The sequence below is a fragment of the Amycolatopsis mongoliensis genome, assembly GCF_030285665.1.
In the GTDB taxonomy this organism is placed as follows: Bacteria; Actinomycetota; Actinomycetes; order Mycobacteriales; family Pseudonocardiaceae; genus Amycolatopsis; species Amycolatopsis mongoliensis.
In genome coordinates this window covers 5,752,547-5,777,509 of record NZ_CP127295.1, presented here as the reverse complement: position 1 = coordinate 5,777,509, position 24,963 = coordinate 5,752,547, and the positions used below count along the sequence as shown (strand labels likewise).

At 70.8% G+C, this 24,963-nt stretch carries 26 protein-coding genes; 10 read left to right on the top strand and 16 right to left on the bottom strand.

The genetic code is table 11. From position 1 onward, the window contains the following. The first annotated feature begins 30 nt into the window (after window positions 1-30). Together cysD and cysC are read left to right on the top strand one after the other, a co-directional pair. On the top strand, window positions 31-963 hold the full coding sequence (cysD, locus tag QRX60_RS28115) for a sulfate adenylyltransferase subunit CysD (RefSeq protein WP_286003717.1): 933 nt from the start codon (window positions 31-33) through the stop codon (window positions 961-963). After that, on the top strand, window positions 963-2,774 hold the full coding sequence (gene cysC / locus QRX60_RS28110) for an adenylyl-sulfate kinase (RefSeq protein WP_285994430.1): 1,812 nt from the start codon (window positions 963-965) through the stop codon (window positions 2,772-2,774). Before cysD ends, cysC begins: the two co-directional genes overlap by 1 nt. Before the next feature lie 168 nt (window positions 2,775-2,942). On the opposite strand, the gene QRX60_RS28105 is transcribed toward cysC, so the two are convergent. From QRX60_RS28105 to QRX60_RS28090, 4 genes are all read right to left on the bottom strand, one after another. Beyond that, window positions 2,943-3,413 carry a GNAT family N-acetyltransferase gene (locus QRX60_RS28105; RefSeq protein ID WP_285994429.1) on the bottom strand — a complete coding sequence of 157 codons (471 nt, stop codon included), beginning with the start codon at window positions 3,411-3,413 and terminating at the stop codon, window positions 2,943-2,945. Window positions 3,414-3,415: 2 nt separating this feature from the next. After that, the gene (locus tag QRX60_RS28100; RefSeq protein WP_285994428.1) at window positions 3,416-4,069 is read right to left on the bottom strand and encodes a response regulator; all 654 of its coding nucleotides are present in this window, start codon (window positions 4,067-4,069) and stop codon (window positions 3,416-3,418) included. After that, the gene (locus QRX60_RS28095; protein WP_285994427.1) at window positions 4,066-5,289 is read right to left on the bottom strand and encodes a sensor histidine kinase; all 1,224 of its coding nucleotides are present in this window, start codon (window positions 5,287-5,289) and stop codon (window positions 4,066-4,068) included. The genes QRX60_RS28100 and QRX60_RS28095 overlap by 4 nt, the downstream gene beginning before the upstream one ends. 186 nt (window positions 5,290-5,475) lie before the next feature. Then, on the bottom strand, window positions 5,476-6,012 hold the full coding sequence (locus QRX60_RS28090) for a snapalysin family zinc-dependent metalloprotease (protein WP_285994426.1): 537 nt from the start codon (window positions 6,010-6,012) through the stop codon (window positions 5,476-5,478). A 169-nt stretch (window positions 6,013-6,181) separates the two neighbouring features. Here QRX60_RS28090 and QRX60_RS28085 point away from each other — a divergent pair, with 169 nt between their 5' ends. Next, a complete protein-coding gene (locus QRX60_RS28085; protein WP_285994425.1) occupies window positions 6,182-8,119 on the top strand; it encodes an ABC1 kinase family protein in 1,938 nt (645 codons plus the stop codon). Here QRX60_RS28085 and lepB read toward each other — a convergent pair. After that, window positions 8,043-8,798 (bottom strand): signal peptidase I, encoded by a 756-nt coding sequence (lepB, locus tag QRX60_RS28080; protein WP_285994424.1) that lies wholly within the window; start codon window positions 8,796-8,798, stop codon window positions 8,043-8,045. The two genes, QRX60_RS28085 and lepB, sit on opposite strands and share 77 nt — an antisense overlap. 38 nt (window positions 8,799-8,836) lie before the next feature. Continuing rightward, window positions 8,837-9,169 carry a YnfA family protein gene (locus QRX60_RS28075; RefSeq protein WP_285994423.1) on the bottom strand — a complete coding sequence of 111 codons (333 nt, stop codon included), beginning with the start codon at window positions 9,167-9,169 and terminating at the stop codon, window positions 8,837-8,839. An 18-nt stretch (window positions 9,170-9,187) separates the two neighbouring features. On the opposite strand from QRX60_RS28075, the gene QRX60_RS28070 reads away from it, so the two are divergent. Further along, entirely contained in the window at window positions 9,188-9,982 is a 795-nt protein-coding gene (locus QRX60_RS28070; RefSeq protein WP_285994422.1) for a DUF4184 family protein, read from the top strand. Here QRX60_RS28070 and QRX60_RS28065 read toward each other — a convergent pair. Genes QRX60_RS28065 through QRX60_RS28035 form a run of 7 tightly spaced genes read right to left on the bottom strand, consistent with a single transcriptional unit; the run spans window position 9,972 to window position 16,354 of the window. Continuing rightward, a complete protein-coding gene (locus QRX60_RS28065; protein ID WP_285994421.1) occupies window positions 9,972-10,373 on the bottom strand; it encodes a metal-sulfur cluster assembly factor in 402 nt (133 codons plus the stop codon). The genes QRX60_RS28070 and QRX60_RS28065 overlap by 11 nt on opposite strands. Then, window positions 10,370-10,819 carry a Fe-S cluster assembly sulfur transfer protein SufU gene (gene sufU / locus QRX60_RS28060; RefSeq protein ID WP_285994420.1) on the bottom strand — a complete coding sequence of 150 codons (450 nt, stop codon included), beginning with the start codon at window positions 10,817-10,819 and terminating at the stop codon, window positions 10,370-10,372. The genes QRX60_RS28065 and sufU overlap by 4 nt, the downstream gene beginning before the upstream one ends. Continuing rightward, entirely contained in the window at window positions 10,816-12,105 is a 1,290-nt protein-coding gene (locus QRX60_RS28055) for a cysteine desulfurase (protein WP_285994419.1), read from the bottom strand. The genes sufU and QRX60_RS28055 overlap by 4 nt, the downstream gene beginning before the upstream one ends. Window positions 12,106-12,153: 48 nt before the next feature. Further along, window positions 12,154-12,924, bottom strand: a complete 771-nt coding sequence (gene sufC / locus QRX60_RS28050; protein WP_285994418.1) for a Fe-S cluster assembly ATPase SufC — start codon at window positions 12,922-12,924, stop codon at window positions 12,154-12,156. A 33-nt stretch (window positions 12,925-12,957) separates the two neighbouring features. After that, window positions 12,958-14,130, bottom strand: coding sequence for a Fe-S cluster assembly protein SufD (gene sufD / locus QRX60_RS28045; RefSeq protein WP_285994417.1), 1,173 nt, complete (start codon window positions 14,128-14,130; stop codon window positions 12,958-12,960). A gap of 2 nt (window positions 14,131-14,132) precedes the next feature. Further along, entirely contained in the window at window positions 14,133-15,581 is a 1,449-nt protein-coding gene (sufB, locus tag QRX60_RS28040; protein WP_285990071.1) for a Fe-S cluster assembly protein SufB, read from the bottom strand. Further along, window positions 15,578-16,354 (bottom strand): helix-turn-helix transcriptional regulator, encoded by a 777-nt coding sequence (locus tag QRX60_RS28035; RefSeq protein WP_286003716.1) that lies wholly within the window; start codon window positions 16,352-16,354, stop codon window positions 15,578-15,580. Before QRX60_RS28035 ends, sufB begins: the two co-directional genes overlap by 4 nt. Before the next feature lie 133 nt (window positions 16,355-16,487). On the opposite strand from QRX60_RS28035, the gene mptB reads away from it, so the two are divergent. From mptB to QRX60_RS28010, 5 genes are all read left to right on the top strand, one after another. Next, entirely contained in the window at window positions 16,488-18,158 is a 1,671-nt protein-coding gene (gene mptB / locus QRX60_RS28030; protein WP_285994416.1) for a polyprenol phosphomannose-dependent alpha 1,6 mannosyltransferase MptB, read from the top strand. A 6-nt stretch (window positions 18,159-18,164) separates the two neighbouring features. Further along, complete coding sequence (locus QRX60_RS28025; protein ID WP_285994415.1) at window positions 18,165-19,091, top strand: ABC transporter ATP-binding protein; 927 nt, start codon at window positions 18,165-18,167, stop codon at window positions 19,089-19,091. Then, window positions 19,088-19,873: an ABC transporter permease gene (locus tag QRX60_RS28020; RefSeq protein WP_285994414.1), complete on the top strand. Its 786-nt coding sequence runs from the start codon at window positions 19,088-19,090 to the stop codon at window positions 19,871-19,873. The genes QRX60_RS28025 and QRX60_RS28020 overlap by 4 nt, the downstream gene beginning before the upstream one ends. Before the next feature lie 92 nt (window positions 19,874-19,965). Next, entirely contained in the window at window positions 19,966-20,931 is a 966-nt protein-coding gene (locus tag QRX60_RS28015) for a COX15/CtaA family protein (RefSeq protein WP_285994413.1), read from the top strand. A 63-nt stretch (window positions 20,932-20,994) separates the two neighbouring features. Beyond that, on the top strand, window positions 20,995-21,912 hold the full coding sequence (locus QRX60_RS28010; RefSeq protein ID WP_285994412.1) for an acyl-CoA desaturase: 918 nt from the start codon (window positions 20,995-20,997) through the stop codon (window positions 21,910-21,912). A gap of 250 nt (window positions 21,913-22,162) precedes the next feature. On the opposite strand, the gene QRX60_RS28005 is transcribed toward QRX60_RS28010, so the two are convergent. After that, window positions 22,163-23,392: a hypothetical protein gene (locus tag QRX60_RS28005; protein ID WP_285994411.1), complete on the bottom strand. Its 1,230-nt coding sequence runs from the start codon at window positions 23,390-23,392 to the stop codon at window positions 22,163-22,165. 247 nt (window positions 23,393-23,639) lie between these two features. Between QRX60_RS28005 and QRX60_RS28000 the strand changes: the two genes are divergently transcribed. Then, complete coding sequence (locus tag QRX60_RS28000; RefSeq protein WP_285994410.1) at window positions 23,640-23,771, top strand: hypothetical protein; 132 nt, start codon at window positions 23,640-23,642, stop codon at window positions 23,769-23,771. Here the strand turns inward: QRX60_RS28000 and QRX60_RS27995 are convergent, their stop codons facing one another. Together QRX60_RS27995 and QRX60_RS27990 are read right to left on the bottom strand one after the other, a co-directional pair. Continuing rightward, window positions 23,772-24,632, bottom strand: a complete 861-nt coding sequence (locus QRX60_RS27995) for an ATP-grasp domain-containing protein (protein ID WP_285994409.1) — start codon at window positions 24,630-24,632, stop codon at window positions 23,772-23,774. It lies immediately after the preceding gene. Then, a complete protein-coding gene (locus QRX60_RS27990) occupies window positions 24,629-24,928 on the bottom strand; it encodes a hypothetical protein (protein WP_285994408.1) in 300 nt (99 codons plus the stop codon). The genes QRX60_RS27995 and QRX60_RS27990 overlap by 4 nt, the downstream gene beginning before the upstream one ends. Between the last annotated feature and the right edge of the window lie 35 nt (window positions 24,929-24,963).

Here is a 24,963-nt window from a genome sequence, read left to right as displayed (position 1 = left end):
GTCTCGCACCGCTTGACCGATGACAAGAACATGTTCTACTTTTTTCAAGTGTCCGTGACCTCGTACGAGCTTTCGCACCTGGCCGCGCTCGAAGCGGAGGCCGTGCACGTCTTCCGCGAGGTCGCGGCGACCTTCGAACGCCCGGTGCTGCTCTTCTCCGGCGGCAAGGACTCGGTGGTGATGCTGCACGCCGCCGCGAAGGCGTTCTGGCCGGCGCCGCTGCCCTTCCCCGTGCTGCACGTCGACACCGGCCACAACTTCGACGAGGTGCTGCGGTTCCGCGACGAGACGGTCGAGGCACTGGGCCTGCGGCTGCACGTCGCGAGCGTGCAGGACGACCTCGACGCCGGGCGCGTCGTCGAAGAGACCGGCCCGGGAGCCAGCCGCAACCGGCTGCAGACGGTCACGCTGCTGCGGGCGATCCGCGAAGGCGGCTTCGACGCCGTGTTCGGCGGCGCCCGCCGTGACGAGGAGAAGGCGCGCGCGAAGGAGCGCGTGTTCAGCTTCCGCGACGAGCACGGCCAGTGGGACCCGCGGGCGCAGCGCCCGGAACTGTGGAACCTCTACAACGGGCGGCACCGGCGCGGCGAGCACATCCGCGTCTTCCCGCTGTCGAACTGGACCGAGCTGGACATCTGGCAGTACGTCCGCGACGAGCGGATCGCGCTGCCACCGCTGTACTACGCGCACCGGCGTCCGGTGGTCCAGCGCGACGGCATGCTGCTCGCGGCCACCCGGTTCCTGTCCCTTGTGGACGGCGAGACGCCCTACGAGACGACCGTGCGCTTCCGGACCGTCGGCGACGCCACGTGCACCGGCTGCGTGGAGTCGGCGGCGGCGACACCGTCCGAAGTGGTCGCCGAGGTGGCCGCCACCCGCGTCACCGAACGCGGGGCGACGCGCGCCGACGACCGGATCTCCGAGGCAGGCATGGAAGACCGCAAGCGGGAAGGCTACTTCTGATGCAGCTGCTGCGGATCGCCACGGCGGGCAGCGTGGACGACGGCAAGTCCACGCTGATCGGCCGGCTGCTGTTCGACTCGAAGGCGATCTTCACCGACCAGCTCGCCGCCGTCGAACGCGCCAGCCGCGAACGCGGCGAGGACTACCCGGACCTCGCACTGCTCACCGACGGCCTGCGCGCCGAGCGCGAGCAGGGCATCACCATCGACGTCGCGCACCGCTACTTCGCCACGCCCAAGCGGAAGTTCATCATCGCGGACACGCCGGGGCACCTGCAGTACACGCGGAACATGGTGACCGGCGCGTCCACCGCCGACCTGGCGCTGATCCTCGTCGACGCGCGCAAGGGCGTCCTCGAGCAGTCGCGGCGGCACGCGTTCCTCGCGTCGCTGCTCGGGATCGGGCACCTCGTGGTGTGCGTGAACAAGATGGACCTCGTCGGCTGGTCGCCGGAGCGGTTCGACGAGATCCGCGAGGACTTCCGCCGGTTCGCGATGAAGCTGGACGTCGCCGACCTGACGTTCGTGCCGGTTTCGGCGCTGCACGGCGACAACGTCGTCCACCGCAGCGCGAGCATGCCCTGGTACGAAGGGACGTCGCTGCTGCACCAGCTCGAAGAGGTGCACGTCGCCTCCGACCGCAACCTGATCGACGCCCGGTTCCCGGTGCAGTACGTGATCCGCCGGTCGGACTTCCGCGGCTACGCGGGCACCATCGCCGGCGGCGTCTTCAAGCCGGGCGACGAGGTCGTGGCGCTGCCGTCGGGGTTCACCTCGAAGGTGCGCGCGGTGTGGGGCCCGGGCGGGAAGCCGCTGGAAGAGGCGTTCACCGGGCAGGCGGTGGCGGTCGAACTGGCCGACGACCTCGACCTCGGCCGCGGGGCGATGCTGTGCCGGCCGGGCAACCGCGCGGAGTCGGCCCGCGAGGTGGACGCGCTGGTGTGCTGGTTCTCCTCGCGGTCGTCCTTGACGCCGGGCGCGACCTACGCGGTCCGGCACACGACGACCGAGACGCGGGGCTCGGTCGAGCGGCTGGAGTACCGGCTCGACGTGACGACCCTGCACCGCGACGAGACGGCATCGGCGCTGTCCTTGAACGACATCGGCCGGATCCGGCTGCGCACCCGCGCGCCGCTGCTGTTCGATCCCTACCGCCGCAACCGCACCACCGGCGGTTTCCTGCTGGTCGACGAGCACACCGGGGACACGGTCGCGGCCGGCATGATCACCGGCGCGGTCGCCTCCCCGGTCGTCTGGCACACGGCGGCGGTCCGGCGCGAGGACCGGCCGACGCGCGGCGCGACGGTGTGGCTGACCGGGCTGTCGGCGTCGGGCAAGTCGTCGGTGGCGGTGGAGCTGGAACGCCGCCTGGTGGCCGCGGGCCGCCCGGCGTACCTCCTGGACGGCGACAACCTGCGCCACGGGTTGAACAAGGGCCTCGGCTTCGGCCCGGAGGATCGCGCCGAGAACGTCCGCCGGGTGGCGGAGGTGGCACGCCTGTTCGCCGACGCCGGTGTCGTCGCGATCGCGTCGCTGATCAGCCCGTACGCCGCGGACCGCGCTTCGGCGCGGACGATCCACGACGGGCTCCCGTTCGTGGAGGTCTTCGTCGACACACCGCTCGAGGTGTGCGAGGCCCGGGATCCGAAGGGGATGTACGCGAAGGCGCGGGCCGGGGAGATCCAGGGGTTCACCGGGATCGACGCGCCCTACGAGCGGCCGGCCTCGCCCGACCTGGTGCTGCGGCCGGCCGACGGCGACCCGGCGGCGATGGCCGCGGCGATCCAGGCGCTGCTCGACGACCTCGGCTAGCGTCGCGCGTCCGAGGTTCGCTGGCAGTGGCCCGGGGTCGTGAGTGAGAAACCGTGTTCTAACCCTGTTTCTCACTCACGACAAGCCGCGGCAGACCCGCGAACCGGCGCGGCCACGGCCAGCTCCGCACGGGTCCGGCCTCCTGACTGTGGCTGCCACCGCGCGACACTAGCCCGCCGGCTTCGCCCGCGTCTGCAGCAACGAGGGCGACACCGCGAACCCCTGCCGTTCGTACGCCGGCACCGCCCGGCTCGACGAATGCACCGTGACCCGCTCCAGCCCGAGCTCTTCGGCCAAGCGCAAGGTCGCGTCGATCAGCAGGCCGCCGAGACCGCCGTCGCGGGCCTCCGGGACCACGTACACCGACTGGACGTCGCCGCTGGCCCGCTCGAACGCCGTCGGCGTCGGCACGCGCGGCGTGACCGCGAGGAACGCCATGCCGATCACCCGGCCGGCCCGCGCCAGGACCAGGCACCGGTGCGTGGCCGCGTTCTCCCGGGCCCACGCGGCGAACTCCGCGACGAACGCGGCACGGCCGTCGCCGGGCAGGCCGTCCTGCTCGGCGACCCAGCGCCACCGCAGCTCGGCGACGGCTTCGAAATCGGCGGGACCGGCGGGGCGGACTTCGACGTTCGTCATGGTCAGCCCGCGGGGGTCACGAAGCCCGAGTCGTACGCCCGGACCACCGCCTGGGTCCGGTCGCGCGCCCCCAGCTTGGCGAGCACGTTGCCCACGTGCGTCTTCACCGTCTGGATCCCGAGGTACAGCTCCCCCGCGATCTCCACATTGGACAGCCCACCCGCCATCAGCCGCAGCACCTCGCGCTCGCGCTCGGTCAGCCCCGCCCCGGCCAGGCCGTCGCCCGACGGTGCCGGAGCGTGGTGGGCCGCGAGGCGGCGGATCGCCGCCGGGAACAGCAGGGACTCCCCCGTCACCACGGTCCGGATCGCCGCCACGATCTCCTCCGGCCGGGCCCGCTTGAGGAGGAACCCGCTGGCGCCGGCGACCAGCGCGTCGTAGACGTAGTCGTCGTTCTCGAACGTGGTCACCACGATCACCTTCGGCGGATTGTCCAAGGTGGACATCAGGTGGGTGGTGGCCCGGATCCCGTCGACCGCGGGCATCCGCACGTCCATCAGCACGACGTCCGGGCGCAGCCGGGCCACCAGGCCGGGCACCTCGGCGCCGTCGGCGGCCTCGCCGAGCACGCTCAGGTCGTCCTCGCTGTCGATGATCGCCCGCAGCCCGGCGCGGATCAGCGGCTCGTCGTCGACCAGCAGCACCCCGGCGCTCATCGCCCGCTCCCCCACGGCACCCGCACCACGACCTCCCACCGCTCGTCCACCCGCCCGGCCGACAGTTCGCCGCCGAGTACCCCGGCCCGTTCGGTCATCCCGCGCAGGCCGCGGCCGCCGCGGTGGCCCGTGCCGGTCCCCAGCGGGTTGGCGACCCGGGCGACCAGGCCGTGCGCCGTGACGTCGACGACCACCGTCACCGGGACCCTACCGGCGTGCCGCACCGCGTTGGTCAGGCATTCCTGCAGGATCCGGTACACCTCGCGCGACACCACCGCGGGCACCGCGGCGAGGTCGCCGCTGATCTCCGCCGTGACGTCGGTGCCGGCCAGCCGCGTCGTTTCGAGCAGGGTCTCCAGCTCGGTGAGCGCCGGCTGCGGCGCCCGGCCCGCCGCCTCCTCGCGCAGCAGCCCGAGGACGTGGTCGAGGTCGTCGAGGGCCGTGCGGGCGGACTCCTCGATCGCGCCGAGCGCGCGTTCGGTGAAGCCCGGGTCGGTGCGCAGCGTCCGCCGGGCGGCGCCCGCCTGGACGGTGACGACGCTCAGCGCGTGCCCGACCGAGTCGTGCAGCTCCCTGGCCAGCCGGTTGCGCTCGGCGAGCTGCCCGGTCCGCCGTTCCAGCTGGGCGATCCGGTCGGCGGCGGTCATCCCCAGCAGCCGGACCGCGGCCCGGCGCAGCCCGCCGCCGGTCGCCCGGACGGCGTAGATCAGCAGCACCACACCGACGGCGAACGCGACGGGCAGCCACGCCGAGGCCCAGCCCGTCGGCACCGTGACTTCGCCGCCTTCGGCGGTCTGCAGGAGGTGCCCGGTGAACACGGCGCTGATCGAAACCCCGATCGCGACGGGCGCGGCGAGGCTGAAGAAGCTGACCACGAACCCGGCGACGACGTGCAGCACGAACATCACCGCGGCGCGGCGTCGCCCCGGCCGGGTGCGGGGTTTCGCGGGCGCGTCCGGCACGGGGTCGTCGAGCAGCTCACGGACCGCGGTGGACTCCAGGACGTGCACGGCGGGCAGGAAGGCGGTGCCGGCGAGGACGAGGACGGTCAGTCCGCCGCCGATCAGCGTGGCCCGCTCCAGCGTGGTGACGAACGGCAGCAGCGACGGCACGGCGACCGCGGAAAACAGCAGGTAGGGCACGCTGATGGCCCCGCCGAGGACGAGGTAGACCCAGCGGCGGTAGGTCGCCTTGCTGGTCAGGGGGCGGAGTACGCGCACCGGTCGATCTTCGCAGCCGGCGGGTGCGGGCGCCTCCCTCTCGCGGTGGAGCAGCCCCCGCCCTCTCCGGGTGTCCGGCCCCGCTTCCAGCGTACCGGCGCGACCCGACGGAAAACCGGATCGCCGGCGAAAGGAGCCTGGTTGTCCACATCTCGGCCGAGCTGTGGGCAACCAGGCTCCCAGCGGCTAGTAAGCGACCTTCCGCAGCTCCGTGGCCGCGAAACCGTTCACCCACAACGACTGCACCTTCGCCGCTTCCGCCGCGCTCGGCTGGGCGTTCTTGCACGCCGTGCCCGGGCCGTGGCCGGACATCAGCTCCGTGCACGGCCCGGTGTAGTGGTCGGGCAGGCCGAGGTTGTGACCCAGCTCGTGCGCCGCGATGCGGGTCGGGTCGAAGCCCTCGGCCACCTGGCTCGTGTCCAGGTAGACGTCGCCGCGGCCGTGGCCGTTCGTGTTCGTGTACGAACCGCCGCTGTGGATCTCGTGGAACGTGATCGTCGCCCCCGAAGTCCGCTTGACCAGCTTCACGTCGGTGACGGCGGCGTTCCAGTTGGCCGCGCCCCGGTCGATCTGGGCGAGGTAGTCCGGCGCGCCCGTCGAGCTGTAGTACAAGGTCGTGACGGCTGCCGCCGAAGCGCCGGGGGCGACCGCGAGCCCCAGGCCCAGCGGGGCCGCGACGGCCGTGGCGAGCGCCACGACCCGGCCGATCGCGCGTCCGTTCATCGTGTCTCCTTCGTCCGGTTCAGGGAACACTTCACCGTGGTTCGCGCGGTCAGGTTAGAAGTCCACCGCCGCTCCGGGCCACGGCCGAAAGTAGTTCCCCCGCGGGAGGGAGCCCGCTCCCGCCGCTGCGTGAGCCCTCCGGCCCGGCCGCCGTGGTCTGCTCCGCGGCATGGACATCCTGCTGGGGCTGCTGACCCTTCCCCTCTACGCGCTCGTGCTGTGGCCGCTGGTGGTCGCGTCGCGGCGGGTGCTCGGGGTCCGGATCGGCGCCGTCCGCGCGCTGTGCGGCGCCGGGTTCGGCTGGCTCGTCGCGGGCGGCATCGGCCAGGCGTTCCCGGTTTCCCTGCTGCACAACGGCGGCGCGGCCGTCGGCCTGCTGATCCCGTTGGCGGGCAGCGCTTTCCTCGCGACGCTGATCTTCCTCTTCGTCGCCGAGATGGCCCTGCCGGCCGGCGCGGGACGGCTGCGGGCGGCGCGCGCCAAGGTCGTGCGCGCCCGCCGGTACTCGCAGATCAGCCGGATCGCGATCAAGCACGGCCTCGGCCGCTACCTCGTCGGCCGCCGCGACCCCGATCTCGCGCCGGGCCGGCACGCCAGGCTCGCCCGGTCCCTGCGCCGCGCGCTGGAGGAGGGCGGCGTGACGTTCGTGAAGCTCGGCCAGCTGCTCTCGACGCGCGCGGACCTGCTGCCGCCGGTGTTCGTCGACGAGCTCGGCAAGCTGCAGGACCAGGTGGCCCCCGCGAAGGCCGACGCCGTGTGGGCGGTGCTGACCGAGGAGCTGGGTGGCTCGCCCGACGACGTCTTCGCCGAGTTCGACCCGGAACCGCTGGCCGCCGCGTCGGTCGCGCAGGTCTACCGGGCCCGGCTGCGCGGCGGCGAGGACGTCGTGGTCAAGGTCCAGCGCCCGGGCGTGCGGGAGCAGGCCGAACGCGACATCGACATCGTCCGGCGCGTCGCCGCGGCGCTGGAGGAACGTGCGGACTGGGCACGCTCGCTCGGGGTCGCCGAGCTCGCCGACGGCTTCGCCGAAGCGCTGGCCGAGGAGCTCGACTTCACCATCGAAGCCCGCAACATCACCGCCGTCGCCGCGACTTCGTGCCCGGACGTCGTCCTGCCGACCGTCCACAAAGCACTGTCCACCGAGCGCGTCCTCGTCATGTCCCGGCTGGCCGGGAAGCCCCTGGAGACGGCGCCGGCGGCCGACCGCAAGCGGCTCGCGCGGTCGCTCCTGCGGTGCCTGCTCGACCAGGTGATGGTCGGCGGCGTCTTCCACGCCGACCCGCACCCGGGCAACCTCATGCTCCTGCCCGACGGCCGCCTCGGGCTCCTCGACTTCGGCTCGGTCGGCCGGCTCGACGCCGGGCTGCGCGGCGGCCTGCAGAACCTCGTCCTGGCGCTGGACCGCGGCGACCCGGCGGCCCTGCGCGACGGGCTGCTGGAGATCGTCGACCGCACCGGCGACATCGACGAGCAGCGCCTCGACCGCGCCCTCGGCGCGCTCGTGGCCCGCCACTTCGGTCCCGGCCGCTCCCCCGGCCTCGACTTGTTCACCAGCCTGTTCCGGGTCGTCGCGGACTTCCGGCTGAGCGTGCCGCCGCCGGTCGCCGCGGTGTTCCGGGCGCTCGCCACCGTCGAAGGAACGCTCTCCGCGCTGGACCCCGCGTTCGACGTCCTGGCCGAGTCCCGCGCGTTCGCCGCCGAGCAGGTCGGCGCCCGGCTGCGGCCGGACTCGCTGCGCCACACCGCGCTCACCGAGGTGCTGGCGGTGCTACCGGTACTGCGCCGGATCCCCCGCCGCGTCGACCGCATCGGCGCGGCCATCGAGGAGGGCAGGCTGTCGGTGAACGTCCGGCTCTTCTCCGACGAGCGCGACCGCGACGTCGTCACGAGCCTGGTGCACGAGGTCCTGCTGGCCTTCGTCGGCGCGGCGACCGGCCTGATGGCGGTGCTCCTGCTGACCGGCACCGGCGGCCCGCGCATCGCGGCGGACCTGACGCTGCACCAGGTGTTCGGCTACAACCTGCTGGTGATCAGTGCGCTGGTGGGGCTGCGGCTGCTCTTCGTCGTCTTCCGGCGCTCCGGACGACGGTCACGATCAGCCCGGTGAACCCCGCGATGAACAGCACCACCCCGGCGACGATCCACCACCGCAAGCCGGCCAGCGTGGTGTCTTCGAACGGCGTGCCGGGCAGGCCCGCGTCGGCGAACGAGGTGACCGGCGTCAATGGCTTCGGGGTGATCACCGTGCCGGTGGCGACCACGAACCCCCCGACGCCGGACAACCGCACCGGGCCGCTGAACCGGGAGTCGTCGGAATTGCCGCGGTTGTCGCCCTCGACGAAGATCGTGCCCTCGGGAACCTTGGCCGAGAACGCGAAGAGGCCCTCGTAACCCGGAGTGATATAAGGCTCGGTGATCGGCTTGCCGTTGACCGAGAGGTGCTCGTCGGTGCAGCAGGCGACCGTGTCCCCGGGAACCCCGACCACGCGGACGACACTGACTCCCTCGTGGCTCGCCTGTGCGTACGCGCTCAGATCGATGGTGACGAGATCCCCACGGTGCACCTCGGCGTCGCCGGCCCGGCGCACGACGAGCCGGTCGCCCTCCGCCAGGGTGGGGCTCATGTTCTCGCTCTGGATCACGTAAGCCTCGTACCCCAGCACCAGCCGCGCGAAGCCGTAAACACCGGCCCCCGCGCCGAGCACCATGACGGCGATCATCACCAGCACCAGGCGCAGGCTGGAGCGCGGCTTGGGCGTGGACGGCGGTACGGGCGGAAAGGACATCTCGGTCACGATGATCTATCGAGCCGCGACCGCCGCCGTTACGCCGTCCGGGGCGCGTACATGATCACCGCGACGCCCGCCAGGCACAGCAGCGCGCCGAGCACGTCGTAGCGGTCCGGGTGGTACCCGTCCGCCACCATCCCCCAGGCCAGCGAGCCCGCCACGAACACCCCGCCGTACGCAGCGAGGATACGGCCGAAGTGGGCGTCCGGCTGGAGCGTCGCCACGAAGCCGTACAGGCCCAGGGCCACCAGGCCGCCGCCGATCCAGAGCCAGCCGCGGTGTTCGCGCACGCCTTGCCAGATCAGCCACGCGCCGCCGATTTCGCAGACCGCCGCGGCCAGGAACAGGAGGATCGACCGCAGGACCACCCCGGGATACTAACTGCCGTGCCGTTCACGCTGAGTCATCCCGCCGCCGTGCTGCCGCTGGCGAGACGGCCGCTGGTGACCTCCGCGCTCGTCGCCGGGTCCGTCGCACCCGACGTCTTCTGGTTCGTGCCGCGGCTGCCCGGCGTCGGCCTGACCAAGACCCACGAGTTCGCCTCGGTCCTGTGGCTCGACCCGCTGCTCGCGCTCGTTCTGCTCGCCGTCTTCCACGTGCTTTTGAAGCGGCCGCTGCTGGCGCTGGCGCCAAGCCCCCTGGCCGGACGGCTCCCCCGCGACTTCAGCTGGAAGCGGCCGGGCTGGATCGCGCTCTCGCTGGTGATCGGTGCCGCCACGCACGTCGGCTGGGACGCCTTCACCCACGAAAGCGGCGGGTTTCCGTTCCTGCGGATCCCGCTGGTCACCGGCGTCGACGTCGGACGACTGATCCAGCTGGTCAGCACGATCGCCGGGGCCACTGTCCTCGCCTGGTGGCTGGCGCGCTGGTACCGCACCGCGCCCACCGCGCCGGCACCGGGAGCCACCCGCCATCGCAGGCCGGTGGTGGCGCTCCTCCTCGTCGGAGCGCTGGCCGGCGTCCTGGCGCAGGCGCTGCCCTTCCTGGCCCACCACGACCCGATGACCCGCGCCGGCGTCGTGGGCAACGCGACCTACCTCGCGGTCACCGGCGCCGGCAGCGGGTTCCTCACCGCGCTCGTCCTGTACGCGCTGGCCTGGCACGCGCGGTATAGGTCGTTATACACAAAGCGGGCCACCCCGGAAGGTGACCCGCTCGATGCGGAAGAGGTCAGACGGTGAAGCCGAGGGCGCGCAGCTGCTCGCGGCCGTCCTCGGTGATCTTCTCCGGGCCCCACGGCGGCATCCAGACCCAGTTGATCCGGAAGTCCTTGACCAGGCCGCCGGAGGTCAGCGCCGCCGACGTCTGGTCTTCAATGACGTCGGTCAGCGGGCAAGCCGCCGACGTCAGCGTCATGTCGATCGTGGCGGTGTTGTCCGGCTCGACGCGGATGTCGTAGACCAGGCCGAGGTCGACGACGTTGATGCCGAGCTCCGGGTCGACGACGTCGCGCATCGCCTCCTCGACGTCCTCGATCTTGGCGAGGTCGAGGTCCTGCTTGGCCGTGGTTTCGGCGTCGAGGTCGGCGGCGGTCCGGCCTTCACGCGTCTCGGTGGCGGTGTCTTCAGTCATGCGCTCTCAGCTCCACTGGTGGTCCGGGCGACGGCGTCCTTGAAAGCCATCCAGCCGAGGAGGGCGCACTTGACCCGCGCCGGGTACTTGGCGACGCCCGCGAAGGCGATGCCGTCCTCCAGCACGTCCTCGTCCGGCTCGATCTTTCCCTTGCCCTGCATCAGTTCCACGAAGGCGTCCATGGTGGTGAACGCCTCCTCAAGCGTGTGGCCGACGACGAGATCCGTCAAGACCGACGTCGAGGCCTGGCTGATCGAGCAGCCCTGGCCGTCGTAGGAGACGTCGGTGACCTTCCCGTCGTCGAGCTTGACCCGCAGCGTCACCTCGTCGCCGCAGGTCGGGTTGACCTGGAACGACTCGGCGTCGAACGGGTCCCGCAGGCCGCGGCCGTGCGGGTTCTTGTAGTGGTCCAGGATGATCTCCTGGTACATGCTTTCCAGGTTCACCGGTCCACCCCGAAGAACTTCTGGGCCTCGCGAACACCCGCTACCAGGGCGTCCACTTCGGACAGCGTGTTGTAGAGGTAGAACGACGCGCGCACGGTCGCCTGGGCGCCGCACGCGCGGTGCAGCGGCCACGCGCAGTGGTGGCCGACGCGGACGGCGATGCCGAGGCTGTCGAGCACCTGGCCGGCGTCGTGCGGGTGCACGCCGTCGATCACGAACGACACGGTGGCGCCGCGGTCCTTCAGGTCGGTCGGCCCGATGATCCGGACCCCCGGGATCGCGCCGATGCCCTCGAGGGCCGCCGCGGCGAGCTCGTGCTCGTGCGCCGCGATGCGGTCCATGCCGATGGCCGAGAGGTAGTCGACGGCCGCGCCGAGGCCGATGGCCTGCGACGTCATCGGCACGCCGGCCTCGAACCGCTGCGGCGGCGGCGCGAAGGTGGAGCCCTCCATGCGGACCATCTCGATCATCGACCCGCCGGTGAGGAACGGCGGCATGGCCGACAGCAGCTCGGTGCGCCCGTAGAGCACGCCGATGCCGGACGGGCCGAGCATCTTGTGCCCGGAGAACACCGCGAAGTCGACACCCAGTGCGTGGAAGTCGACGGGGAAGTGCGGCACCGACTGGCAGGCGTCGAGCACGGTCAGCGCGCCGACGGCCTTCGCCTTCTCGACGAGCAACGACACGGGGTTGACCGTGCCGAGCACGTTCGACTGGTGCGCGAACGCGACGACCTTCGTCTTCGGCGTGATGAGCTCGTCCACATCGGACAGGTCGAGCCTGCCGTCCGCGGTCACCTTGAACCACTTCAGCGTCGCCCCGGTGCGCTGGCACAGCTGCTGCCAGGGCACGAGGTTCGCGTGGTGCTCCATTTCGGTGATGACGATCTCGTCGCCGGGCCCGACCCGGAAGCGCTCGGCTTCCGGGCCGGCCGTGGCGGCGTTGCTCATCGAGTACGCGACGAGGTTGATGCCCTCGGTCGCGTTCTTGGTGAACACCAGCTCCTCGGGGTCGGCGCCGACGAACTCCGCGATCTTCGCGCGCGCGGATTCGTAGGCGTCGGTGGCCTCTTCGGACAGCTGGTGCGCACCGCGGTGGACGGCGGCGTTCGACGTGAAGACGTAGTCGCGTTCGGCGTCGAACACCTGCGTCGGGCGTTGCGAGGTCGCCCCGGAGTCCAGGTACACCAAGGGTTTCCCGTCGCGAACGGTGCGCGACAGGATCGGGAAGTCGGCCCGCAGCGCGGCGACGTCCAAGGGAACAGAGCTAGCCGAGGTGGTGGTCATCGGGCCGGCTCCTCTCTTTCTCTCGGTGTAGTCCTGGGGTGGGGAACGTCAGAGCGCGGCCGCTTCGGGCTTGCCGGCGTACTTGACGTAACCGTGCTCCTCCAGCTCGTCCGCCAGCTCCTTGCCGCCCGACTCGACGATCTGGCCGCCGGCGAAGACGTGCACGAAGTCCGGCGTGATGTGCCGCAGGATCCGGGTGTAGTGCGTGATCAGCATGACGCCGACCTCGCTCGAAGCCTTGTACGCGTTGACACCCTCGGACACGACGCGCAGGGCGTCGACGTCGAGACCGGAGTCGGTCTCGTCGAGGATGGCGAACTTCGGCTTGAGCAGCGCCAGCTGCAGGATCTCGTGGCGCTTCTTCTCGCCGCCGGAGAAGCCCTCGTTGACCGAGCGCTCGGCGAACTCCTGCGAGATCTCGAGCTTGCCCATCTCCTCCTTGACCTCCTTGACCCAGTGGCGCAGCTTGGGGGCCTCGCCACGGACCGCGGTGGCCGCGGTGCGGAGGAAGTTGGACATCGAGACACCGGGGACCTCGACCGGGTACTGCATGGCCAAGAACAGACCGGCCCGCGCGCGCTCGTCGACGCTCATCTCGAGGACGTTCTCGCCGTCGAGCAGCACCTCGCCGGAGGTCACCCGGTACTTGGGGTGGCCGGCGATCGCGTAGGACAGGGTGGACTTGCCGGAGCCGTTGGGGCCCATGATCGCGTGCGTCTCGCCCGACTTGATCGTCAGGTTCACGCCCTTGAGGATCTCCTTGGCGCCTTCGTCGGTGTCGACCGAGGCGTGCAGGTCCTTGATTTCCAGGGTAGCCATTCTTCGTTTCCTAAAAGTCTGCGGTGGACGGCGTCAGGCGCCAACGGCTTCGAGCTCGGCCTCGATCGCGGCTTCGAGGCGCTCGCGCACCTCGGGGACGTCGATCTTCACCAGGATCTCGTGGAAGAACCCGCGCACGACCAGCCGGCGGGCGGCTTCTTCGGCGATCCCACGCGACTGCAGGTAGAACAACTGCTCGTCGTCGAACCTTCCCGTCGCGCTCGCGTGGCCGGCGCCTTCGATCTCGCCGGTCTCGATCTCGAGGTTCGGCACGGAGTCCGCGCGGGCACCCGGCGTGAGCACCAGGTTGCGGTTGAACTCGTAGGTGTCGGTGGCCTCGGCCGCGGCACGGATCAGCACGTCGCCGATCCAGACCGTGTGCGCGCCCTCGCCCTGCAGCGCGCCCTTGTAGCCCACCCGCGACTTGCAGTTGGGCACCGCGTGGTCGACGAAGAGGCGGTGTTCCTGGTGCTGGCCGCCGTCGGCGAAGTAGACGCCGAGCATGTCGACGTCGCCGCCCTTGTCGGTGAAGGTCGCCGTCGGCGAGACGCGGACCAGGTCACCGCCCAGGGTGATGACCGTGTGCCGCAGCGCGGCGTCGCGGCCCAGCTTGAGGTGCTGCTCGGAGACGTGCACCGCGTCGTCGGCCCAGTCCTGGACGCTGACCACGGTGACCTTGGCGCCGTCTCCGATGACGAACTCGACGTTGTCGGCGTAGGTGCCGGAACCGACGTGGTCGAGCACGACCACGGCTTCGGCGAACGCCTCGGCGCGGACCTGCAGGTGCCCGTAGGCGACCTGGTCCACCCCGGGACCGTGGATGCGCAGCACGGACGGCTTGGACGCCTTCGTCTCCTTCGGCACCGTCACGACGGTGGCCTTCTGGAACGACGAGTAGGCCTGGGCGGCGATCCGGTCGCTCGGGACGCCGGCCTGGCCCAGCCGCGGGTCGTCGCGGCCGACGGTCTCGACGGTCAGCTCGGGGGCGGCGTCGGCTTCCAGCGTGATCTCGCCGGTGGCGGGCGCGCTGCCGTCGTGCAGGCCGCGCAGCCGCTTCATCGGCGTGAAGCGCCAGTTCTCCTCACGGCCGCCCGGGACCTCGAAGGCCTCGACGTCGTAGGAGGTGAAGCGCTCCGCGCGGGAGGCCGCCGGAATGACGGCCCCCTCGCGAAGCGACTCCGAAACGTTGTTCTCGGTAACCGACATGACTAGCCGACGGACCCTTCCATCTGGAGCTCGATCAGGCGGTTCAGCTCGAGCGCGTACTCCATCGGCAGCTCACGGGCGATCGGCTCCACGAAGCCGCGCACGATCATCGCCATCGCCTCGGCCTCGTCGAGGCCGCGCGACATCAGGTAGAACAGCTGCTCTTCGCTGACCTTGGACACCGTGGCCTCGTGGCCCATGGACACCTCGTCGTTGCGGATGTCCACGTACGGGTAGGTGTCCGAGCGCGAGATCGTGTCGACCAGCAGCGCGTCACAGACCACGCTGGACCGCGAGTGGTGCGCCCGCTTCGCCACGCGGACCAGGCCGCGGTACGAGGTGCGGCCGCCGCCGCGCGCCACCGACTTCGACACGATCGTCGAAGAGGTGTACGGCGCGAGGTGCTCCATCTTGGCGCCCGCGTCCTGGTGCTGTCCCTCGCCCGCGAACGCGACCGACAGGACCTCGCCCTTGGCGTGCTCGCCCATGAGGAACACCGACGGGTACTTCATCGTCACCTTGGAACCGATGTTGCCGTCGATCCATTCCATGGTCGCGCCCTCTTCGCACTTGGCGCGCTTGGTGACCAGGTTGTAGACGTTGTTCGACCAGTTCTGGATGGTCGTGTAGCGGCAGCGGGCGCCCTTCTTGACGATGATCTCCACGACCGCCGAGTGCAGCGAGTCGGACTGGTAGATCGGCGCCGTGCAGCCCTCGACGTAGTGCACGTACGCACCTTCGTCGACGATGATCAGGGTCCGCTCGAACTGGCCCATGTTCTCGGTGTTGATCCGGAAGTAGGCCTGCAGCGGGATGTCCACGTGCACGCCCTTCGGCACGTAGATGAACGAGCCACCGGACCACACCGCGGTGTTCAGCGCGGAGAACTTGTTGTCGCCGGCCGGGATGACCGAGCCGAAGTACTCCTGGAACAGCTCCGGCTGCTCGCGCAGCGCGGTGTCCGTGTCGAGGAAGAGCACGCCCTGCTTCTCGAGGTCCTCGCGGATCGAGTGGTAGACGACCTCGGACTCGTACTGGGCCGCGACACCGGCGACGAGGCGCTGCTTCTCCGCCTCGGGGATGCCGAGCTTGTCGTACGTGTTCTTGATGTCCTCGGGCAGGTCTTCCCAGCTCGCAGCCTGCTTCTCGCTGGAGCGGACGAAGTACTTGATGTTGTCGAAGTCGATCCCGGAGAGGTCCGCACCCCAGTTGGGCATGGGCTTCTTCTCGAAGAGCTTGAGCGCCTTCAGTCGCGCTTCGCGCATCCACTCCGGTTCGGACTTCTTCCCGGAGATGTCGGTGACGACATCCTCGTTCAGCCCGCGACGGGCGCTGGCGCCCGCCTCGTCGGAGTCGGCCCAGCCGAACGCGTACTTGCCCAGGGACTCGATGGTCTCTTCCTGGCTCAAGGGCGCGGTGGTGGGAGTGCGCTGCTCGGCAGCGGCAGTCATGCGGGTTTCCCTCCATTCGGGATCCGTGCTGTGCGCCCAGAGGGCACCGTGCTTCCCGGCTCGGGATGGGCCGGGTGACCCGCCGTAACGGGTACGTGGGTGGTGCACGCGGAGTCACCGCGCGCGATGGTCGCCAGCCGCTGGACGTGGGTGCCCAGCAGCTGCGCGAACGCCTCGGTTTCGGCCTCGCACAGCTGCGGGAACTCCGCGGCCACGTGGGCGACCGGACAGTGGTGCTGGCAGAGCTGCGCGCCGACGTTCTGCCCGGGTGCCGGAGCGGCGACCTGACGGGTCGACGCAGCGTAGCCCTCCCTGGTCAGCGCGGTCGCGAGGGCCTCCGCGCGCGTCGCCGGATCACTCGACCCGGTGATCGCCGCGCGGTGCGGACCGACGAGCCTCTCGATGCGCTGCTCGGCGAAGGCGCGGACGGCGTCTTCACCGGCGTGCTCGGCGAGGAAGCGGATGGCGGACACGGCCAGGTCGTCGTAGGCGTGCCCGAAGCGGGCGCGGCCGGACTCGGTCAGCAGGAAGAGCTTCGCCGGACGACCCCGGCCCCGGGGTCCCCGCCGCGGCGCGTCCCTCGTCTCGGCTTCGCCGTCCGCGAGAAGCGCGTCCAGGTGCCGGCGGACGGCCGTCGGGCTGATCCCGAGCTGCTCGGCGACCACGACGGCGGTCATGGGACCCTGTTCCAGCAGCAGCCGCGCGACCTCGTGCCGGGTTTTGCCCTCGGCGCTGACCTGCGACGGGACAGCGGGGAGCCCGGCACGTGGCATGTCGCCACCCGCCTGGTCGCCCGCCTCCGTCTTTTTCACAACACAAGTGTGTCTTATTTCCCGGCGCTCGGCAAAGGCGGGGTGTCCGGCAGTGACCTGACTCACTCGGGGACGGCCCCGATACCCTGCACGCGTGGCAGTAGGCGAACACCCTGCACAGCAGGAACGGCAAGTAGAGGAGCTCTCCACCGGGAGTGCCCACCCCGTCACGCTCTCGCCCGTCCACCCGCTGGAGCCGCTGCCCCTGGAGGCCGACGAACGGCGCGGCCTCAACGTCGTCCGCCGCTTCGGCACGATCGGGTCGCTCTTCCTCGCGCTCGGCTCCCTCGGCGCCGGCGCCGCCCCGGTGATCAACCCGGTGCAGGAGATCCCGGTGCTGCGGCTGTTCACCCGGATCCCCACGGTCTCGCTGGCCATCGCCATCTCCGGGATGGGCATCCTGGTGCTGAGCTGGCTGATGCTCGGCCGGTTCGCCCGGCCCGACAGCGCCCGGCTCGCGTCGCAGGGCCAGCTCGCCCGCACGATCGCCCTGTGGGTGCTGCCGCTGCTGGTCATCCCGCCGCTGTTCTCCCGCGACGTCTACAGCTACCTCGCGCAGAGCGAGATCGTGCACCGCGGGATGGACCCCTACGTCCTGGGCCCGGCGCAGGCGCTCGGCGTCGCCGACCCGTTCACCGCGGGCGTGTCGAACATGTGGCGCGAGACGCCGGCGCCGTACGGGCCGCTGGTGCTGCGCCTCGGCGGCTGGCTCGCGCCGCTGGCGGGCAACAGCATCGCCGTCGGCGTGCTCCTGCAGCGCGTGCTCGCCCTGGCCGGCGTGGTCCTCATCGTCTGGGCGCTGCCCCGGCTGGCCCGCCGCTTCGGCGTGCAGCCCGCGACCGCGCTGTGGCTCGGCGCCCTGAACCCGCTGCTGATCTTCCACTTCATCGCCGGCGCCCACAACGACGCGCTCGCCATCGGCCTGATGCTCGCCGGGCTGGAGGTCGGCATCCGGCGGCTGCCGATCCGGGTGAAGGGCGACACGCCACCGCCGCTGGCGCGCGGCGAGCTGCTCTACATCGGGCTCGGGGTGGCGATCATCACCCTGGGCGTCGCGGTGAAGCTGCCCGCGCTGTTCGCGTTGCCGTTCTTCGCCGTGATGGTGGCGCGGCGCTGGCACGGCCGGCTCAAGGACCTCTTCTTCGCCGGGGCACCGATGGCGCTGTGGTTCGGCGTCGTGCTGGTCGCGGTCTGCTTCGGCACCGGGCTCGGCTTCGGCTGGGTCGGCGCGACGTTCGACACCCCCGGCCTGGTCCGCTCCTGGATCTCCCCCACCGCGGAGCTCGCCAACCTCTCCGGCGTCCTCGGCATCGCGCTCGGGCTCGGCAACCACACCAACGGGCTGGTGCCGATCCTCGGCGCGCTGGGCTACCTGGTCGCCGTCGCGATCACGTTCAAGTTCCTGTGGGACAGCTTCAAGTGGCGCTACCGGCCGATCATCGGCCTCGGCGTCTCCCTGGGCGCGGTGATGATCCTGCAGATCAACCTGCAGCCCTGGTACGTGCTGTGGGCGGTGATCCCGCTGGCCGCCGCGGCCGGGACGTCCCGGTTCCGGGTGGCCGCGGCGGTGCTGTCCGCCGCCCTGCCGTTCCTGCTGCCGCCCACGGGCAGCACCTTCGACGGCCGCCCGTACGTGCTGCCGTTCGCCTACGTCGCGGCGGTCGTCGTGTGCGGCGGCGGGATGCTGATCGTGCGGCGGCTCGCTCCCGTCCTGCTCTCCAGGCCGTCCCCGCGGGTACCCGTGCGGGCCGAGCCCGTATCGTGACCCGACGTGAGTGCCCCCGCCGTCGAGATCACCGGGCTGGTGAAAAGCTACGGCTCCACCCGCGCGGTCGACGGTCTCGACCTGCAGATGGAGCGCGGCAGCCTGCTCGCCCTGCTCGGCCCGAACGGGGCCGGCAAGACCACCACCGTCGAGATCTGCGAAGGCTTCCTTCGCGCTGACGCGGGCACGGTCCGCGTGCTCGGCCTCGACCCGGTCCGCGAGTCGGCGGCGCTGCGCCCCCGGGTCGGGATCATGCCCCAGGGCGGCGGCGCCTACCCCGGCGTCCGCGCCGCCGAGATGCTCGGGCTGGTGGCTTCCTGCGCGGCCTCCCCGCTGGATCCGGCGTGGCTGCTGGACGTCCTCGGGCTGGCGTCGGTGCGGCGGACGCCGTTCAAGCGCCTCTCCGGCGGGCAGCAGCAGCGGCTTTCGCTGGCGTGCGCGCTGGTCGGGCGGCCGGAGCTGGTATTCCTCGACGAGCCGACCGCGGGCATGGACCCCCAGGCCCGGCGCCTGGTGTGGGACCTGCTGGGCGCGTTGCGCCGCGACGGCGTCTCGGTGCTGCTGACCACGCACCTGATGGAGGAGGCCGAAGCGCTGGCCGACACGGTGGTGATCGTGGACCACGGCAAGGTCGTCGTGTCCGGTGCGCCGCAGTCGCTGACGGTGGACGAGAGCGGCAACGCGGGCCTGCGGTTCAAGGCACGCACGCGGCTGGACACGGCGCTGCTGGCCGCGGCGCTGCCGGAGGGCTACGCCGTGCGCGAATCGGCTCCGGGCACGTACGTCGTGGTGGGCTCGGTCGACCCGCAGGTCGTGTCGACGGTCACGGCGTGGTGCGCGCAGCAGGGCGTGCTGCCGGAGGAGCTGCAGGTCGGCAAGCGCACGCTCGAAGAGGTCTTCCTGGAGCTGACCGGACGGGAGCTGCGGGCATGAGCACTTTCCCCGCCGGGACGTTCACCCCGGCCCCCGGACGGGGGTCGCTGGGCCGCATGCTGCGGACGCACGCGCGGGTCGAGGCGAGCCTGACGCTGCGCCACGGCGAGCAGGTGCTGCTGACGCTGCTGATCCCGCTGGCGCTGCTGATCGGGTTGTCCCTGCTGGACATCCTGCCGGCGGCCCAGCTCGGCTCGACGTCCAAAGTGGACTGGATCACGCCCCGGATCCTGGCGCTGGCGGTGATGTCGTCGGCGTTCACCGGCCAGGCGATCGCGCTGGGCTTCGACCGGCGTTACGGAGTGCTGAAGAGGCTTTCGGCCACGGCGTTGCCCCGGTGGCTGCTGGTGGCCGGCCGGCTGATCGCAGCGCTGGTGGTGGTCGTCCTGCAGTCGGTGATCATCGGCGTGGTGGCGGCATTCCTGGGGTGGTCGCCCTCGTTGCCGGGTCTGGCTTCGGCGGTGCTGCTGCTGGTGCTGGGGACACTGGCGTTCGGAGCGCTCGGCGTCCTGTTGGGCGGCGCGTTGCGCGCGGAGGCGGTCCTGGCGTTGGCGAACATCGTCTGGTTCGCGCTCCTGCTGGCGGGCGGCATCCTGCTGGCGCCGTCGTCGTTGCCTTCGGGTCTGGCTCGCGTGGTGGAGCTGCTGCCGTCGGGGGCACTGGCCGAGGGGATGCGGACGGCCTTGGTGGACGGGGCGTTCGCTCCGGGGCCGCTGCTGGTCCTGGCGGTGTGGGCGGTTCTCGCCGGAGCTTTGGCTTCGCGGACGACCAAACTCACCTGACCCGGGTGACCTAGGTCCCTTGCGGCCACGTCGCCGTTCTGGGCGCCGGGACCTGCCGAAAGCCACGTTTCCGCGCGCTCTACCATCGATGGGTGCCGTTCACCAGCCTTGTCGCCCGCCTGCCGTTTCCCTCCGCCGCCGTGCAGCGGGCCGTCGGGATCGCCGCGGTCCTCGCGCAGGCGCTGATCGGCGTCACCGGCTCGATCGTGCGCGTCACCGGCTCGGGCCTCGGCTGCCCGACCTGGCCGCAGTGCGTCGCCGGCAGCCTGGTCCCGGTGAACCACCCCGGCATCCACGCGCTCAACCAGTGGATCGAGTTCGGCAACCGGATGCTCACCGGCGTCGTCATCGCCGTCGCCGCGGTCGCCGTCATCACGGCGTGGCGCGTGCAGATCGACCACCCGAGCCGCACCCGCCTGGTCAAGCTGGCCTGGACGATGCCCGGCGGCGTCGTGCTGCAGGCCGTCGTCGGCGGGATGACCGTGCTCGCCAAGCTCGAGTGGTGGACCGTCGCGATCCACTTCCTCGCCACCACTCCCCTCGTCTGGCTCGCGGTCCTGCTGCTGCGCGCGTTCCGCGAGGGCGACGAGCCCGGGCGCTCGCTCGTCCCCGCGGCCGGCCGCGGGATCCTGGTCGCGCTGGCCGTCGTGATGTGGCTCGTGCTCGCCGCGGGCACGACGGTGACCGGCGCCGGCCCGCACAGCGGTGACATCAACACGCACCGCCTGGCCGTTTCGGTCGAGACGCTCGCCCAGGTCCACGGCGGACTGCTCGTGCTGTACATGCTGCTGCTCGCGGTGTTCGGCCTCCAGCTGCTGCGCGTCGGCGCGCCGAAGGGCCTGTGGCAGCGCTACACGTGCGTCTGGGTGGTCGCGCTCGCGCAGGGCGGGCTCGGCTCGCTGCAGTACGCACTGGGCGTGCCCGAGGCGATGGTGTCGTTCCACGTCCTCGGCGCGATGGCGGTGATCATCGCGACGGCGACACTGTGGACGGGCAGCCGCGATCGCGGCCCGGCGGTCTCGCTGAAGGCCGCGCCGCGGGAACTCACCGCCGCCTGACGGCAACGCGGGCTTAACTCCGCGTCGGCGTGCCCGTTTCGCCCGTGGGTTACTGTTCGCGCCATGACCTCGCGCGCCGCCCCCAAGCCGCTGATCTCCCACCGTCGCGGCACGGGCGAGATGCTCGTGCTGAAGACGTTCCTGCTGGTGCCGTTCGCGGCGCTCCTGGTCGCGGTCCCGCTGGTGTGGGGCTGGGGCATGACGTGGATCGACCTGGCGCTGGCGGCGGCGTTCTACGTGTTCGCAACGCTCGGGGTGACGGTCGGCTACCACCGCTACTTCACCCACGGCGCGTTCAAGGCTTCGCGCCCCTTGCGGGTCGTGCTGGCCATCGCGGGCAGCATGGCGGTGCAGGGCTCGGTGATCTTCTGGGTGGCCAGCCACCGCCGTCACCACGCGTTCGCCGACCGCGAGGGCGACCCGCACTCCCCCTGGCTGTTCGGCACCTCCCCGGCAGCGCTCCTGCGCGGCTTCTGGCACGCGCACATGGGCTGGATGTTCGGCCGCGAGGTGACCAACGCGGACCGCTTCGCCCCGGACCTGGTCGCCGACGGCGACCTGCGCTGGGTGAACCGGTACTTCTGGCTGTGGATCACGCTGAGCTTGGCGTTGCCGGCCGCGCTGGGCGGGCTGCTTTCGTGGTCGTGGTGGGGTGTGGTGACGGCGTTCTTCTGGGCCGGGCTGGTGCGGATCGCTTTCCTGCACCATGTGTCGTGGTCGGTGAACTCGATTTGTCACCTGATCGGCGAGCGGCCGTTCGCCAGCCGCGACAAGGCAGCGAACTTCTGGCCGCTGGCGCTGCTTTCGATGGGCGAGAGCTGGCACAACTCGCACCACGCGGATCCGACTTGTGCACGGCACGGGGTGCTGCGGGGTCAGGTCGATGTTTCGGCGCGGGTGATCCGGACGTTCGAGCAACTGGGGTGGGCTACCGATGTGCGGTGGCCGCGGGCAGAGCGGCTGGCCGCGAAGCGAGCGTGACGGGTGTCAATGCGAGGCCACGCCGAAGCGTGGCTCCCTTCCTGCTTTGCGAACAGAGGGACAGGCTAGTTGCCGGTGTTTCCCCCACCGTTGCCGCTGCCACCGCCGTTGCCTCCGCCACCGTTGTACATCGCGCAGAACTTCCCTTCACTCATGGTGAAGAGAAGCTACCGTTAGTAGTATTGACTGCTTAGAGGTAGCCCTCCGCGAGCAAACCGGTGTCGCCCAGTATCCTGAAAGTTGGCAACCCTCATAGCTGAGGCCACCTGAAGACAATCCCGTACTCCTCCCGCGGATGGCACGGTTCCACGAAAGTGTGTTGTACGAAGCCGTCTTCGATCGCCAGCAGGTGCGGGTCACCGGCCGGCGGCCGCCGAAGTCGTTCGTGATCGGTCTGCTCCGCGTACCACCAGCAAGCCTCCGGCAGGCATTCCTCGTCGAAACTGATCTGGATGGTCAGCCCAGCGACCGGCTCGCCGTTCCGGTCGGTTTCACCCGCTGCGACACCATGGTGGTCGACGTCGACGTTGATCCACTCTCGCGCCTGATCCAGACGATCGTCCGTCGCCTCGGAAACGAAGCCGTACCACTGCCCACGGCGCAGCTTCTCCCGGAATCGCAACCTGGCCAGGACCGGGTCACCGGGACACACACCGGGAACGGTGATGAGCCGGCAGTTCCAGATCGCGATCACCGGGATGTCGGCAAGGTCACCGGTCCACCCTGTCAACGCGTGCACGTCATAGCCTTCGACACCATCCTCGCAGGCGGTGACGACGCGCTCGGTGATCCGGCTCACCGCCGTTTTCCGGCGCATGACCACCCGGACGAGCATCCGCTCCATGAACACCGGTTGGGCGCCCTGGGATGGGGGCCGCCGACAGGGAATCCGGTCTAACCAGCCACCCGATCGGACTCGCGAACCTTCCTTTGCGGCCGTCTTGCCGATCGCCACCCGGTCTTGCCAGCCACGACCATCGAGTTCGAGCAGCACCAACTGCTGCTCCACCGAGAACGCCAGGCGGTCGATCGCCCGTTTCCAGGCTTTGTGCATGGGAGCGGTCGTCGTGGGTGGCGGATCACCGAAGACTCCCGGAAGTGCCAACAGCTGCTTGAAGCGATCTTCGAGAGTGGCTTTCCACGCTGTGTCCGAACCAGGAGGCGGCGGGAGTCGGAACGCCGCTCGCAAGGCGTTTCGCCGCCTCGAATCGTAGCCGGATCCCACCTTTCCGACTTCTTCGACGATGAGACCCCAGACTGCCAGCGCGCGCGTTTCCGGCGCAGCCGCAGACAGCGAAGCGCTCGGCTTGGCCAGAATTCCAAGCGCAACCGCGGACCCGCTCGTCGGGTCTTCGATGGCGTGACGGAGGAACCGCAGCGGCTTCCCGTTCGTGCGGGTGGCCAGCCATCGCAACGCGGACCCGATTGCTGAAACGGCTTCCTCGTCCGCGAGGGATGCCTGGTGCAGCTGTACGGTCACGACAGCTCCTCCACCCCGTTGTGACGTCCGGCAATGATCGAAAACCCGGGACAACGGCAAGACGAGCGGCGAGAACCACCCGGCATCGAAAAACCACCATCGGGAACAAAAGATCATTCCCGGCGACCCTCACCGAGGCCACCATTGACCCAAGGTGTACTAGTACACGATACGGAGGGGTAGAACAATGGCGAAGAGGCCCATCGACAAAGCAAGTAACCCGGTTGGCCGAAACGATGCCCAGAGCATGAGGAAAACGATCAAGGCGGGCTTGGCCGGGATCGGCGGGCTCTACCTCATCACCGGCTCGATAGCCGTGACCACGATCGGAGCAATCGTCGCGCTCGCCCTCGCCGTCGTGCAGCGAGCGTTCCGGTGACTACGCCAGCTGCTGCCGCACCGCCGAGGCGAACCGCATCGCCGCCGTGGCGTCCGTCTGGCGAAAGCCCAGCGACGGCTCCGTCAGCTCCAGCTCCAGCAGCAGCGGCTTCCCGTCCGCGCCACGCACCAGGTCCACCCGCGCGTACAACAGCTCGGCCCGCAAGATCCCCAGCAACGCCGAAGCCGCATCGAGGACGTCCTCCGCCAACGCCACCGCGTCCGCGGGCGGCGAAGCCGAAGCCAGCTTCTCCGACAGGTACAGCCCCGAGTCGTCCATTGTGGACCCCAGCATCGCGCCCTTGGTGAACGCGTGCGAGTAGATTCCGCCCAGGTACACCAGGGCCAGCTCGCCCGAGGTGTCCACACTGGACTGGTGGGGCTGGATCAGCGCCGTGTGACCCTCGGCGTGCAAAGCGGCCACGTGCGCGGACGCGTCGGCGCCCGCCGCGAAGCGGGCCGCGCCGCGCGAGCCGGCGCCGACCGAGGGCTTCACCACGAAGTCCGACGAAGGGAAGCGGGCCGCCTCACCCGGCGAGACCAGCGAGGTCGGGACCACCGCCAGACCCGCGTCGAGGAGCTCCGCCAGGTACGACTTGTCCGTGTTCCAGCGGACGACGTCCGCCGGGTTGTAGAGCGACGGGACCGACTCGCACCAGGAAAGGAACTCGGCACGCCGAGCCGGATAATCCCACGTCGCGCGCAGGATCACCGCGTCGGCCGACTCGAAGTCGGCCGGAGAATCCCACGCCGCCCAGGAGACCGAGAAACCCAGCGACTCCAACGCGGGCACCACGGCGTCGTCGTCGCCGTCGCCCGAGGGGAGCTCCGCGCAGCCGACCAGGATCGCGGTGCGGCTCACCGGCCGGCCATCTTGCGGCGGTGCTCCGGGCCGATCTTCGCGGCCTTGACCGTCTCCGCGTCCCACGTCGCCGCTTCGAGGTCGTCGACCGCCTCGACCAGCGCCTCGCCGGTCGCGACGCTCGGCACTACGACGTCGCCCAGAGCGCCGTCCGCGCCCACGAGCACGACGCGGGCCCCGGACCGGCCGATGTTCTCCACCACCGCGCGGGACGGCTTGCCGTGCGCCTTCACGAACTTGCGCGCCGCGGTCAGCTGGGCGGACGAAGGGGCCACCGTCTCTTCGGAAGTTTCCACGTCCCGAACGATAACCAAAGACCGGCCGGAACGCG